Below are 13827 nucleotides of genomic sequence, written 5' to 3'. Positions count from 1 at the left end.
TGATTCAAGCCATTGCATCCAATGACAACGACCAACACCTCCATCCCAGAATCTGCAATCGCAGCCCTCGAGGCTCGGAAGATCACTTGCGTGCGCGGTGATAGGCAGCTTTTCTCAGGCTTTGATCTACAGTTATTTGCTGGACAGTGTCTCCATATTCGTGGCGAGAATGGCGTTGGTAAAACGAGCCTCTTGCGCTTGCTCACTGGCTTGGCTTCTCCTGAGTCTGGAGAGGTGCTTTGGTGTGGTCATCCCATCAAAAAACAAGCATCGGAATATCACAGCAAACTCTTATTTTTGGGTCATCGCGATGCTCTCAAAGAGGACCTGAGTGCGATTGAAAATTTGCGCATGTATGCAGCGATTGATGGTATTGCGCTCTCCGAGCAAGATGCTTTTGCTAGCTTATGGCGATTTGGTCTGAAAGGGCGCGAAGATTTGCCTGTCAATTGTTTATCAGCCGGACAGAAGAAACGTGTTTTGATGGCGCGCATGCTAACGCGACGGGCGCAGGTCTGGATTTTGGATGAACCCTTTAACGCCCTAGACACCCATGCCGTGGGAGAGTTACAAGATTTGATTGTCGAGCATCTTCAGGGTAATGGCTTGGTCGTACTGACCAGTCATCAGCCCTTGGCTATTTCCGGTCTGCGAGTATTGGATCTATGAACGCCTTTATCGCCATTGTCCATCGTGATCTATTGCTAGTAATGCGTCGCAAGAGTGAGGTCCTCACGGCATTGTTTTTCTTTGTCATTGTGACAAGCTTATTCCCATTGGGGATTGGTGCTGATACTGCCTTGTTGAGAAAGATTGCGCCTGGCGTGATTTGGGTGGCGGCTTTGCTCTCGACCTTGCTGGGTTTACAGCGGATGTTTGCAGCGGATTACGCAGACGGTACCCTAGAGCAACTGATCTTATCCCCGAATTCATTTACAGCCTTAGTATTTGGCAAGATTGTCGCCCATTGGCTGGTGTGTGGACTGCCCTTGGTTTTATTGGCGCCGGTGATCGGTATTCAGTTTGACTTAGATGCCCAGTCTTTAAGGGTGCTGATGGCAGCCTTATTGCTCGGAACACCTGTTTTATCATTGCTAGGCTCAGTTGGGGCTGCCCTCACTCTGGGGGTAAGGGGTGGTAGCGTATTGATGAGTCTGTTGATCTTGCCGCTCTATATTCCAGTGTTAATTTTTGGGGCAGGTGCCGTATACGCTAGTAGCGTAGGGCTCGATATCACGGGGCATTTTTCACTGTTAGGCGCTTTATTGATTTTGGCATTAGCATTTGTACCTTGGGTTAGTGCGAGTGCTGTAAAGATTGCTATCGAATGAGTAATGTAAACAATTTATATTCTGGTCAGGTAATGAGCTGGTTCAAATTCTCGAGTCCGAGTGCTTTTTATCCACTGGCTGGAAAAATGATTCCTTTGTTTTGGGCGCTCACCATTATTTTTGGAGCTGCCGGCTTGTGGGTGAGTTTCTTTGTAGCGCCAGTCGATGCAGTGCAGGGTCAGGGATATCGCATTATTTTTGTTCACGTACCCGCATCTTGGATGTCCATGTTCATCTATGTGGTGATGGCTGCATGGGCGGGATTAGGTCTGATATTTAATACTCGTCTGTCGGCCATGATGGCTCAGGCCTTGGCTCCGATCGGCGCCTGGATGGCTTTCTTATCACTGTGGACTGGTGCATTTTGGGGTAAGCCGATGTGGGGCGCTTGGTGGGTATGGGATGCACGCTTAACTTCGGAATTAATCCTACTCTTTTTGTATCTTGGTTTTATCGCCCTGCAGGCCTCTATTGATAATGTCCGCCGTGCCGATAAAGCGGGTGCCATCTTAGCCCTGGTAGGCGTGGTGAATGTACCTATTATTTATTTTTCAGTGAAATGGTGGAACACCTTGCATCAAGGCGCTTCTGTTTCGCTAACTAAAGCACCAGCCATGGCTCAGACCATGCTTTGGGGGATGTTGTTAATGGCTTTATGCTTATGGATGTACTCAATTGCAGTAGGGTTAATGCGTGTGCGCGCCATCATTTTGGAGCGCGAGGCTCATACTGATTGGGTTAGGCAATTAAATGAGGTGAAGCAGTAATGTGGAATAGTTCGACTGAATTCTTTGCCATGGGTGGTTATGCCCTCTATGTATGGTGCAGCTTTGGTGCTTGTGCTTTGGTGTTCTTATTAGAGCCCCTAGCTGTTCGCGCTCGCCATAAGACAATCGTACGCAGACTGCAACGTGAAGTTTTAGCGGAGCAGTTTGATCAAAAGGGTAGCAAGTGAAACCAAGACATAAGCGAGCTGCCATTATTGTTGGCGCACTGATTGCCATCAGCATCGCAGCAGTATTAATTTTGAATGCCCTCAATAGCAATATTGCGCTATATGTCACCCCGAGTGAAGTGGCTGCTGGTAAGTCGCCGGCTGGTCAAGTCTTCCGTATTGGTGGCATGGTCAAAGATGGATCGGTCAAGCGAGATGGCTTAACCGTGAACTTTGTGATTACCGATATGGCGAAAGATATTTCTGTGGCCTACACTGGCATTCTTCCGGATTTATTTAAAGAGGGTAAGGGCGCAGTCATTCAAGGTCGCCTTGATCCAAGTGGAAAATTCGTTGCGAGTGAAGTATTGGCTAAGCACGATGAGAACTATATGCCTCCAGAGGCAAAGCATGCTTTAGAGCAGGCTCAAAAAAATGGAAATAAACAATGATTCCTGAATTTGGGCATTACGCACTCATACTGGCCTTATGTGTCGCCATCATTCAAGGGACACTTCCACTGGTCGGCGCACATCAAAGTCGCCGTGAATGGATTATGTTAGCAAGGCCAGCTGCGCAAACTGTTTTCTTATTACTTGGTATTGCATTTGTGATTTTAGCCTGGAGCTTTTACTCAAATGATTTTTCTGTTCTCTATGTAGCAGAGCATTCCAATTCACAAATGCCTGTTATTTACCGCTTGGGTGCGGTATGGGGCGGTCATGAAGGCTCTCTATTACTTTGGGTTTTCTTGCTTTCGACCTGGACATTTTTAGTAGCCCTGCTTTCGAAGGCGCTAGATGAATTTATGGTGGCGCGCGTAATTGGCGTGTTGGGTTTGGTGACTACCGGTCTACTGTTGTTCGTGATCGCTACCTCCAATCCTTTTGAGAGACTGCTACCAGCCGCTCAGGATGGGCGATCTCTCAACCCTCTACTGCAAGATCCGGGCTTAGTGTTTCATCCGCCAATGTTGTATATGGGATATGTGGGCTTTTCAGTAGCGTTTGCCTTCGCGATTGCCTCTTTGTTATCCGGACGTTTAGATGCTGCTTGGGCACGCTGGTCTCGTCCATGGACAACGGCTGCTTGGGTATTTCTCACGCTTGGTATTGCGCTGGGTTCTTGGTGGGCTTATTACGAACTCGGTTGGGGTGGCTGGTGGTTCTGGGATCCCGTGGAGAACGCATCATTCATCCCTTGGCTTGTTGGCACCGCTTTGCTCCATTCGCTTGCGGTCACCGAGAAGCGGGGCGGCTTTAAGAGTTGGACGGTATTGCTAGCCATTACCGCTTTCTCACTATCGCTTTTAGGAACATTCTTGGTTCGATCTGGAGTGCTCACTTCAGTGCATGCATTTGCGACTGACCCTACACGCGGCGTCTTTATCTTGATTTTCTTGGTACTGGTGGTGGGCTCTTCTTTAACGCTTTACGCTTGGCGCGCCCCCAAAAGTACCCTTGGCGGTAAGTTCAGCTTAACCTCGCGTGAAACTTTTATCTTGCTTGGTAACGTTTTCTTGGTAGTGTCTGCTGCATCGGTACTCTTGGGTACTCTCTACCCTTTACTGATTGATGCTCTGCATCTAGGAAAGATCTCAGTAGGGCCTCCATATTTCAATAGCGTCTTCGTGCCCATCATGATCCCTTTGTTAGTGCTGATGGGAATTGGGCCTTGGACAAGCTGGAAGAACTCGAATCTCTTGGATGTGATCAAGCGCTTATGGATTGCAGCCCTAGTCGCAGTGATTGCGGCAGCTTTAATCCCGTTTGTTATGGGTGAATTTACTTGGCTTAGTAGCCTTGGTTTCTTACTGGCTTTCTGGGTGATTACTTCTGGCGTACTACAAATTATTCGCCAAGCAAAAGCAGGCAAGCCAACGCGTTCATTTATTGGTATGCAGGTAGCGCATTTGGGGATCGCAGTTTTTACGATTGGCGTCACCATGGTGGGCGCCTATCAAGAGGAAAAAGATGTGCGTATGCTTCCCGGTGAAAGCGTGAGTGTCGGTGGCTACGATATTCAGCTTCAGGGTGTTAGCCCTGTTCCTGGCCCGAACTATAAAGCGATGCAAGGTACTTTCTTATTAACTCGCAATGGGCAGCTGGAAGCGACCATGTACCCAGAAAAGCGTAATTATTTTTCATCAACGATGCCTATGACCGAGGCGGCGATTGATGCAAGTCTTACTAGAGATATTTATGTTTCATTGGGCGAAGAGTTAGATGACAAAGCCTGGGCAGTCCGAGTGTATTACAAGCCGTTTGTTGATTGGATTTGGGGTGGTTGTGTATTGATGGCTCTGGGTGGTTTACTGGCGATGTCCGATAAGCGCTATCGCATGAAGTTGAAGAAGGTAGCAGCATGAAAGCCAAGTTTTTAATCCCACTGATTTTGTTTGTCATTTTGGTTGGATTTTTAGCGGTAGGTTTAAATCGTGATCCACAAGAAATACCTTCACCACTAATTGGTAAGCAGGCGCCTGCCTTTGAATTACCTCAGCTAGCAGATGCCCAAAAAACCTTTTCACCAGAGAGTATGAAAGGCAAGCCTTGGATTTTGAATGTCTGGGCCTCTTGGTGCGTTGCCTGCCGTGAGGAGCACCCCGTTCTGGTTGAACTGGGTAAATTGCAAGTGGCGCCCATTATTGGATTAGATTACAAAGATAAGCGTGACGATGCAATGGTCATGCTTGCTCGTCAAGGCAATCCGTATCTATTGTCGGCTTTTGATGCCAATGGCCGAGTGGGTATTGATTATGGTGTCTATGGCGTTCCAGAGACCTACGTGATTGACAAGGCTGGCGTCATTCGGTTTAAACATATTGGACCAATCACAATGGAATTACTTCGTAAGAAGATCATTCCTTTATTGGATGAGCTCAAATAATGCTCCGAAAGACGCTCCAATCTCTCTTACTCACTTTTTTTGTACTGTGTTCCATCAGTGCGTCTGCTAAGGATGCAGTCCCGTTAGCTGATGACCCAATCACAGAGCAACGCCTGATTGTGATTTCAGAAGAAATGCGCTGCTTAGTTTGTCAGAATGAATCTCTTGCAGGCTCACGCTCTGATTTAGCAAACGATTTACGCCGAGAAATTCGCATCCTCATTACTGAGGGCAAGACGGATGAGCAAATTCGGAATTTTATGGTGGAGCGTTATGGCGATTTTGTCCTATATCGTCCGCCTGTGAAGCCAATTACTTGGCTCCTGTGGATAGGCCCTTTTATAATTTTGCTCGCCGGAATCATTGGTTTGATGGTGTATCTGCGTCGCAGAAACAAAGCCGTACCTAGCACCACGCTATCTGAAGCGGATAATCGTCGCATTGATGCGCTACTTCAGGATGCTAAGTCCAGTTCAACAGAAAAATAACATGACTAGTTTTGTAATCTCCGCTCTTCTTTTATTGATCCTAGTCTTGGTGCTGTTATTACGCCCATTATTTTTTCCTGCAAAAGAATCCTCAACCTCGCGCCGTCAGATGAATGCAGCCATCTATCGGGAGGAGCTTGATAAGCTTGAGGCTGATCGTTTGGCGGGTACTGTAGATAGCGATAGCTATGAGCAAACTCATGCAGAAATGCGTCAGCGGCTTTTTCAGGATACGGATGAAGCTGATGATCATGCAGTGCTGGGCTCTCCTAAGAAAACCATTATTGGGATTTGTCTTTTTGTGGCAATACTCTCGGCGGGTTTCTATCTCTACCTTGGTGATGCCGCTCAGATTGCCCAGAAGAGTCCTGAGAAACCAATGACTCAAGAGTCAGTTGAAAAGATGGTTGATGAGTTCGCTGCCAAGATGGACAAGGAGCCTGACAATCTCAAGGGTTGGGCTATGCTGGCGCGCTCCTATCGGATTTTAGGTCGCAATACTGAAGCTGCAAATGCCTATGCCCGTGCCGGCTCTTTTGTTGATTCAGACCCACAATTATTGGCTGACTATGCCGATGTATTAGCAGCCAATGCGAATGGTAATTTCGCTGGTAAGCCACAGCAACTCATTAATAAGGCATTAGCCCAAGATCCAAATAATTTATTGGCCCTTTGGCTTTCTGGAACTGCTGCTTTTAATGCGCAGAACTATAAAGCTGCAGTGCAGTCCTGGGAGAGGTTAGCAAAGCAATTGCCTGCCGATTCTGATGAGGCGCGTGCGATCGCAGCTTCTATTGCAGAGGCGCGTAGCAAGGGTGGCCTTGCGCCGGCTAGTAAGCCCGTAATCAGCAATCAAGGCGCAGGCGTGACTGGGCAAGTAGAGATTGCGCCAGAACTGAAGTCTAAAATTAAAGCAGGTGATGTTTTGATGGTGATTGCCCGTAAGCCAGGAGAGCGTATGCCAGTGGCTGTTCTCAAAACCCCTGTTACTGCATTCCCGATCAGCTTTGTTTTGAATGATGCCTTGGCGATGAGTCCCAATGCATTGATTTCTCAACTGCCTGAAGTATCAGTTGAGGTACGTATTTCTAAAACAGGAATGGCAATGCCAGAATCTGGCGATTTGATATCTGCACCGCAAACAATCAAGGTAGGCACATCCAATGCCCGCCTCATTATTGGACAGATTAGGCCTTAATTAGCCCCGACCAACAAATGGCATATTGCTTGCCATGATGGTCATCGAGAGAATATTGCTCTCCAAAGGCAGTTGAGCCATCTGCAGGACGGCTTGTCCAACATGATCTACATCCATGAGTGGCTCAACCTTCTTTGAGCCATCTGGCTGCAAAATGCCGGCAGCCATCGGGACAGTCATTTCAGTGCCGGCATTACCTATATCGATCTGACCGCAGGTAATGTTAAAAGGACGACCATCTAATGCAATAGATTTAGTTAATCCAGTCATGGCATGTTTAGTGGCGGTGTATGGGGCAGACATCGGACGGGGCGCATGTGCAGAGATCGAGCCATTATTAATAATTCGGCCACCTTGCGGAGACTGAGCCTTCATCATGCGGATGGCCTCTTGAGAGCATAGAAAAGCGCCGCAGAGATTAGTGTTGACGACATTCATCCACTGTTCGTAACTCAGCTCTTCCATAGGGATTGCGGGTGCGCCCATGCCGGCATTATTAAAGAGCACGTCAATGCGGCCAAACTCTTTTTGGACTTCTGAAAATAACTTTTTTACTTGTTCTGGTTTGCCGACGTCGCAGCTCACTGCTAGGCAGTTTTGACTGTTCCCACCAATATCATGAATGGCTAAATTGAGCTTCTCCAGATTTCGACCGGTCAGAACAACCCTGAATCCACCCCGCAACAGTGCCTTTGCTGCAGCTTTTCCGATCCCCGTTCCAGCGCCTGTGACCAGGGCTACTTTGTTGGCAGCTGAATTCATGATTGTCCTAATGGTTCTTTAAAACCCCCATCTTATCCCGAAATAATTCGAATCAATTCATTCCGCTCTAGATCCTTGGGCTCGGGGCATAATGACAAAAACAAGCAGAATTCTGATGAACTTCATACGCAAAAATATCTATAACCCTGTTGCGGTTGGCATAGCCTTTTTGGGTCTAGTGGCCTTACTGTTTGCCACACTCTGGGTGCTCGTGCCGCCTCCACCGAGATCGATTGAATTGGCCACAGGTTTCCCAACCGGCCTGTATCAGCAATTTGGTGAAAAGCTCCAAAGTGAGCTTGCCCAGGAGGGTATTTCTCTCAAGTTACGAACTACTGGTGGAACAAGTGATAACTTGGCGCTATTAAAGGACCCGCACTCTGGAGTTGACTTTGCCATGGTTCAGGGTGGCGTAGCAGACTTATCCAAGTATCCTGATTTCATTTCTATCGCCGGCGTTTTTTATGAGCCGGTATGGGTTTGGTACAGGGAGTCCAGCTTTCCAAGTGAATCTGGGCGCTTAGGTTTATTGAGTCAGTTAAAAGGGAAGCGAGTGTCCATCGGCAATGAAGGTAGCGGCACGCTATCCCTGACCTCTCAATTACTTTCTGCAAGTGGATTGAGCCTTAGCGATATTCGTGCTGAAAAATTAAAGCCACTTGATGCATTAGAGAAGTTCAAAAAAGGGGAGCTAGATGCTGTATTTTTGGTAAGTGCTGCGGAGGCTCCTGTAGTCAAAAAGTTTTACGAAACTCCCGGCATTCGCTTAATGAACTTTGAGCAGGCTGAAGCCTATGTTCACTTATTTCCTTTCCTCTCAAAAGTAACGGTGCCACGTGGCGTCGTCAGCATTGCCTATGATCTTCCGCGTCAAGATATTCAGGTACTTGCAGCAACAGCTACCTTGGTGAGTAAGAATGACATTAGTCCTGCATTGGTAACACTATTGCTTAGCTCTACCTACGATATTTTAAAAACGTATTCCTACTTACAAAAGCCGGGAGAGTTTCCATCTGGAACTGGTCTTGATTTTCCTTTGCATGTTGATGCTGAAATCTACTTAAAGGATGGCCCGTCTTTCTTATATCGCCATTTACCTTTCTGGACAGCGGTATGGATTGCACGCTTCGCAAAAATTGTGATTCCACTACTGGTGATTTTGATTCCTTTATTTACCTATATTCCTGCAGCCAAAAATTTGCTTTTACGACTGAAGTTAGCTCAGGTATATGAAGAGCTTAAGGTGGTAGAAAGAAATGCCTCTAATCCAGACTTAAAAGAAAAGAATCTGAAGGACTTAGAGCTTATTGAGCGAAGGGTGGGTAATATCAAAGTGTCCATGTTGGATGCAAAAGAGTTGTACGACTTAAAAGGTCATGTGGGAGAGGTGCGCAGCCGTTTGAAGCTGTATCCCTAAATGGATTGGTATGCGCCTAAAATAAACCCATGACTCTTTCCAGCCTTTTGCCCCCACTAACGCCCGCTAAGGAGTTAGTTCAGTCTTTACGAGATGATGGTTTTGCAGTTGTCTCTGCTCAGGATGTTGCACAAATTGCACATGTGGATCTTGATCAGCTACGCAATCTCACTCAGTTCTGGGAGGGCTTGCCTAGAGATCCCTATCTTAAGGATGGTGGGCGGTATCGCTTTCGCCGTCATTCAAGCTTTGAGATCAAGGATGCATCTTTGGCTAGCGTGCCGCATCGTGCCCACTGGCAGTCTGTCAATTACAACGCCCTGCATGGCGGTATCGAGCGTTGGTTTGAGCCTTCCCAAACTGAGCTCACTAGCAATCCTGCTTGGCATGCTCTTTTGCTGGGATTAACTCATATTCTGGATGGCGTTAAGCAAGTCAATACCTGGTTTATTGAGGCACACCAATTTCGGATTGATACGACCGATGGGATTGGGCGACCAACGCCTGAGGGGGCTCATCGTGACGGTGTTGATTTTGTAGCTGTCTTTTTAATCAATCGAGTCGATGTCAAGGGTGGCGAGACCCGAATTTTTAGTGCAACTGGTTCTACTGGTTTGCGATTTATCCTCACAGAGCCTTGGTCTTTATTGCTCATGAACGATGAAAGAATGATTCATGAATCTACTCCCATTCAGCCCTTGGGGCAGTACGGCTATAGGGATACTTTGGTACTCACGTTCCGCTCTAACGGCTTCCAGGATTCCCCCAGCAGTAGTCAGCAGTAATTTCTAATGCGTTTAAAGCCTGCTGGTTACACACCCCTGATGCTGATGGCGCAAACTTGTGCGCTATTGGGTTTTGCCTGTTACGCGGTAGTGTTAACCACACTGCAAGATGAATGGCATCTGAGTAATTTACAGTCCGGCTTAATTGCTAGTGCTTTCTTCTTTGGTTACATGCTGATGGTTCCATTGGCAACCGCTCTCACCGATCGCGTTGATGCAAAAAAAGTCTATCTCGTAGGGGGTCTTTCAGCGACCTGTGGATTACTCGGTATGGGCCTCTTTGCCTATAACTTTTGGACCGCCTTAATATTTATGGCGCTCAATGGCGTCGGTTTAGCGGGTACGTATATGCCTGGCTTAAAAATTCTGTCAGATCGTATTAAAACCGGAGAACTGACTCGCCACATTGCTTTTTATACCGCATTCTTTGGTATTGGCACTGGCTTCTCTTATCTTTGCTCTGGTTGGATCTTAAATAGTTTGGGCTGGCGCTATGTTTTTGGAATCATCGCCTTAGGCCCATTCACAGCATTGTTGATTGTGCTCTTATTTATTCCTGCGCTCACCCATAAAAAGTGGCATGGCCCAATACGTATTCGCTTACATGATATTTTTCCGGTGGATAAGTGGCGCTTAGTCTTGCAAGATAAAACAGCCTCAGGATTTATCTTTGGCTATACCGCCCACTCCATCGAGTTGTTCGCTTGCCGTAGTTGGATCGTAGCCTTTTTTGGTTTCTGTGCCATTGTGACCGGCGACCCCTTTCTATTAACTGCAACCACTCTTGCGGGCGTGATTAATTTCTTTGGTGTTCCTGCATCCATCATTGGAAATGAGATTGCCTTAAGAATAGGGCGTCAAAAATGGATTTTCTTTGTCATGTTATCTAGCGCAGCATTTGGTGTGGCGCTCGCTTGGTCAACAGGACAATCTTGGTGGTTAATTATTGCCTTAGCAGTAGGACATACAATTTTCATCATGGCTGATTCTTCCACCTTAACTGCAGGCTTAGTCATTAGTGCCAAAGACAATATTAAAGGTGCTGCAATGGGGCTCCATTCCCTGATGGGCTTTGGGGGAGGGTTGTTGGGCCCAGCTATTTTTGGTTTTGTACTTGATTTAACTGGCTCACGTGCCTCGCAAATATCCTGGGTCTGGGCCTATGCTGCGGTGGTCGTTTGGGGTGTTCTGTTTGTACTGTATGAGCGCCGTAACGGCTGGGTTGGTGGGTATATCACCCGCAAGTCATGATTCATTCATGAACTCTAGCCTACCAAGTAGTAGTTGTTATCACTGCGGTAGCTTTATTTTTCCGAACGATTATTACGAGCTTGAGCTTGCCGGCATCAATAGAAAATTCTGTTGTGCTGGTTGCATGGCAATTGCACAAACAATTCATGGCGAAGGCTTAGAAGTATTTTATGCGCGCCGTGCACAGTCAAGCGATAAGCCCGCAGCTTACCTTGCTTCAAGTGAAATACCTGACAGCCTTGCCCCTTACGACGATCCCTCTTTGCTTAGTCGATACACTCGCCCGAGCAGTGATGGCAGCTATCTAGAGACCACTCTTCGGCTAGAGAAGATTCGCTGCGCCGCTTGCGTGTGGTTATGCGAGCAGCACTTACGACGTATGCCTGGTGTCAAAGAAGTGCAGATTAACTACGTAAGTCAAAAGGTCAAGGTGGAATTTTCACCTGAGAAAACCAGTCTTGCTCGCTTACTCTTTGAAATAGAACGCATTGGTTACGAGGCGTGGCCTTTTGAGCCCTCACTATCCATTGAGAAATCTAAAAAAGAACGTCGGCAATTGCTTACTAGACTCGGAGTTGCATTACTAGGCATGATGCAAGTCATGATGTATGCCTGGCCAAGCTACGTTGGTGATAGTGATATTACGGTGGAATATGACCTGCTTTTAGGCTGGACTAGCTGGATTCTCACGGTTCCAGTAATGACTTATTCAGCTGGCCCGATTTTCCGGGCAGCTTGGAGGAGTGTTGCTTCGTTTCGGCAAGCGCATATATTGGGTATGGATGTGCCAATTGCTTTGGCTCTAGCCCTAGCATTTAGTGCGGGCACCGTAAATCTCGTAACAGGCTCAGGTCAAGGCTATTTTGATTCCATCACCATGTTTGTTGCCTTTATTTTGGCGGCACGTTTCGTAGAGTTATTGGCACGACAAGATGCGCAGGGTGGAGCAGAGGCGCTGGCAAAACAACTACCTGCCACGTGTGAGAGGGTGCCGAACTATCCCACGTCTTTGCAGGTTGAAATTGTGCCAGTGGTTCGCTGTAACCCTGGTGAAGTGATTCGTGTTCCTCCAGGTGATGTGGTTCCGGCTGACGGCATTTTGATTGAGTATGAGAGCTCTCTAGATGAGTCACTGCTTACTGGTGAATCTAAGCCGATTGATAAGAAGATTGGTGATCGAGTGTATGCAGGTACGCACAACATCCTCAATCCTGTATTGATGAGAATCGATGCTGTAGGTCAATCTACTCGTATTGCAGGTATCGCCTCATTACTGGATCAAGCATTGCAAGCCAAACCTGTCATGGTAAGTCTCGCAGAAAAGTGGGCTGGATATTTTGTAGGCTTTCTGTTGATGATTGCTTTTTTATCTTCAGCAATTTGGTACTACGTCGACCCGAGTAGAGCCTGGACTGTTTTGGTCTCTGTGCTGGTTGCTAGTTGCCCTTGCGCCCTTTCTCTTGCTGTACCAACGGCGATGGCTGCAGCCCAAGGGGCTGTAACAAAGCTCGGTTTGTTGATTGTGCGTGGCCATGTACTGAAAGGTTTGGTCAAGACAACAGATTTGGTGCTGGACAAAACTGGCACTCTCACTATGGGTCAACCAGAATTAAAAGAAGTTCTAGTTGCCCGCTCAGATTTTTCTCGAGTAGATGCATTGAAAATTGCCGCGTCCATGGAGGTAGGTCAAAAACATCCTCTTGCGCTATCACTATTGCGTGCTGCAGAAGCTGACAATCTTTCGCTAAGCACCTTGCCTGAGGCAGTGATTAATCAATTGGGTAAAGGCCTGAGCTCAGGTATTTATCGACTGGGAAGTGCTGCGTGGGTGGGTGCTCAGCAGATTGTGCAAGACGGTCAATATGGGCAAGTACATCTAGCAGATGACCAGGGGTTGATTGCGAGCTTTCTATTCTTAGATACTCCAAGAGCGGGATTGGAAAAGTTATTAACTGCAGCGAGGTCTCGCAAGATTGCGGTCCATTTGGTTTCAGGAGATGATGAAGTGACGGTGGCATGGTGGGCGCACCATGTTGGTATCGATCAGTTCAAAGGTGCATGCTCTCCAGAAGATAAATATCGCTATATTGAGAGCCTACAAAAAAAGGATCGGGTTGTTTGGGCAATTGGTGATGGTATTAACGATGCCCCTTTATTGGCGCGAGCGGATGTTTCTATTGCGGTCGGAGCGGGTGCACCCCTCGCTACAGCGGGTGCGGATGCGATCTTGACTGCAAGCTCCTTAGCTCCTTTAGCCCAATCGCTACTACTGGCTGATAAAACGCAGCGGGTGATTAAAGAAAACTTGATTTGGGCGCTGGTCTATAACTTGCTAGCCATTCCAGTAGCGATGATGGGGTGGGTCAACCCCTGGGTTGCTGGTATTGGTATGTCTCTATCCTCCTTGGCGGTTACATTAAATGCCTGGCGTCTTAGAAAGGCCTAGACTAGAGGGATGGAAAGCCTTTTTCTCTTAATCCCCATTTCCCTGCTGTTGATCGGCCTCTTGGCTTGGATTTTCTTTTGGTCTGTGAAAGCAGGTCAATTTGATGATCTAGAGGGACCAGGGGAGGCGATTTTGATGGATGATGACACGCCTAAATCCAAGAATATAAGTGATCACTATAAAAAATAACTCTATTTTTTTAAGTAGTTAGGTAGTGTGAGCAACTCAATCTAGTTGCAAAAAGCGTAAATGCACGCATCCTTTTTGATATAGATCAAAACGACCTTTCATCCTAACTTTGATAATCAATCTAGCCTGTTTGGGCT

At 47.1% G+C, this 13827-nt stretch carries 15 protein-coding genes; 14 read left to right on the top strand and 1 reads right to left on the bottom strand.

Annotated elements, in window-relative coordinates:
• Positions 1-21: 21 nt before the first annotated feature.
• Genes ccmA through ccmI form a run of 9 tightly spaced genes read left to right on the top strand, consistent with a single transcriptional unit; the run spans position 22 to position 6840 of the window.
• Positions 22-669 carry a cytochrome c biogenesis heme-transporting ATPase CcmA gene (gene ccmA, locus C2758_RS08440; RefSeq protein ID WP_215327795.1) on the top strand — a complete coding sequence of 216 codons (648 nt, stop codon included), beginning with the start codon at positions 22-24 and terminating at the stop codon, positions 667-669.
• On the top strand, positions 666-1331 hold the full coding sequence (gene ccmB, locus C2758_RS08435) for a heme exporter protein CcmB (protein ID WP_215327794.1): 666 nt from the start codon (positions 666-668) through the stop codon (positions 1329-1331). The genes ccmA and ccmB overlap by 4 nt, the downstream gene beginning before the upstream one ends.
• Complete coding sequence (ccmC, locus tag C2758_RS08430) at positions 1328-2098, top strand: heme ABC transporter permease CcmC (protein WP_215327792.1); 771 nt, start codon at positions 1328-1330, stop codon at positions 2096-2098. The genes ccmB and ccmC overlap by 4 nt, the downstream gene beginning before the upstream one ends.
• Positions 2098-2286 carry a heme exporter protein CcmD gene (gene ccmD, locus C2758_RS08425; RefSeq protein ID WP_215327790.1) on the top strand — a complete coding sequence of 63 codons (189 nt, stop codon included), beginning with the start codon at positions 2098-2100 and terminating at the stop codon, positions 2284-2286. Before ccmC ends, ccmD begins: the two co-directional genes overlap by 1 nt.
• Positions 2283-2717 (top strand): cytochrome c maturation protein CcmE, encoded by a 435-nt coding sequence (gene ccmE / locus C2758_RS08420; protein WP_215327789.1) that lies wholly within the window; start codon positions 2283-2285, stop codon positions 2715-2717. Before ccmD ends, ccmE begins: the two co-directional genes overlap by 4 nt.
• Positions 2714-4633 (top strand): heme lyase CcmF/NrfE family subunit, encoded by a 1920-nt coding sequence (locus tag C2758_RS08415; protein ID WP_215327788.1) that lies wholly within the window; start codon positions 2714-2716, stop codon positions 4631-4633. Before ccmE ends, C2758_RS08415 begins: the two co-directional genes overlap by 4 nt.
• Complete coding sequence (locus tag C2758_RS08410; protein WP_215327787.1) at positions 4630-5154, top strand: DsbE family thiol:disulfide interchange protein; 525 nt, start codon at positions 4630-4632, stop codon at positions 5152-5154. Before C2758_RS08415 ends, C2758_RS08410 begins: the two co-directional genes overlap by 4 nt.
• Positions 5154-5642 (top strand): cytochrome c-type biogenesis protein, encoded by a 489-nt coding sequence (locus C2758_RS08405; protein WP_215327786.1) that lies wholly within the window; start codon positions 5154-5156, stop codon positions 5640-5642. The genes C2758_RS08410 and C2758_RS08405 overlap by 1 nt, the downstream gene beginning before the upstream one ends.
• A gap of 1 nt (position 5643) precedes the next feature.
• The gene (gene ccmI, locus C2758_RS08400) at positions 5644-6840 is read left to right on the top strand and encodes a c-type cytochrome biogenesis protein CcmI (RefSeq protein WP_215327785.1); all 1197 of its coding nucleotides are present in this window, start codon (positions 5644-5646) and stop codon (positions 6838-6840) included.
• Here ccmI and C2758_RS08395 read toward each other — a convergent pair whose 3' ends face one another.
• A complete protein-coding gene (locus C2758_RS08395) occupies positions 6841-7602 on the bottom strand; it encodes an SDR family oxidoreductase (protein ID WP_215327784.1) in 762 nt (253 codons plus the stop codon).
• Between the two features lie 115 nt (positions 7603-7717).
• Between C2758_RS08395 and C2758_RS08390 the strand changes: the two genes are divergently transcribed.
• The 5 genes from C2758_RS08390 to ccoS are packed head-to-tail and all read left to right on the top strand — an operon-like array spanning position 7718 to position 13690.
• On the top strand, positions 7718-9019 hold the full coding sequence (locus C2758_RS08390) for a TAXI family TRAP transporter solute-binding subunit (protein WP_215327783.1): 1302 nt from the start codon (positions 7718-7720) through the stop codon (positions 9017-9019).
• Between the two features lie 29 nt (positions 9020-9048).
• On the top strand, positions 9049-9804 hold the full coding sequence (locus C2758_RS08385) for a 2OG-Fe dioxygenase family protein (protein ID WP_215327782.1): 756 nt from the start codon (positions 9049-9051) through the stop codon (positions 9802-9804).
• Between the two features lie 6 nt (positions 9805-9810).
• Positions 9811-11055, top strand: a complete 1245-nt coding sequence (locus C2758_RS08380) for an MFS transporter (protein WP_215327781.1) — start codon at positions 9811-9813, stop codon at positions 11053-11055.
• Between the two features lie 7 nt (positions 11056-11062).
• Positions 11063-13501 carry a heavy metal translocating P-type ATPase gene (locus tag C2758_RS08375; RefSeq protein WP_215327780.1) on the top strand — a complete coding sequence of 813 codons (2439 nt, stop codon included), beginning with the start codon at positions 11063-11065 and terminating at the stop codon, positions 13499-13501.
• Between the two features lie 9 nt (positions 13502-13510).
• Positions 13511-13690 (top strand): cbb3-type cytochrome oxidase assembly protein CcoS, encoded by a 180-nt coding sequence (gene ccoS / locus C2758_RS08370; protein WP_215304965.1) that lies wholly within the window; start codon positions 13511-13513, stop codon positions 13688-13690.
• The last annotated feature ends 137 nt before the right edge of the window (positions 13691-13827 follow it).

The sequence above is a fragment of the Polynucleobacter sp. AP-Sving-400A-A2 genome (assembly GCF_018688155.1).
Lineage (GTDB): Bacteria > Pseudomonadota > Gammaproteobacteria > Burkholderiales > Burkholderiaceae > Polynucleobacter.
This window is presented reverse-complemented; position numbering and strand designations above follow the sequence as displayed.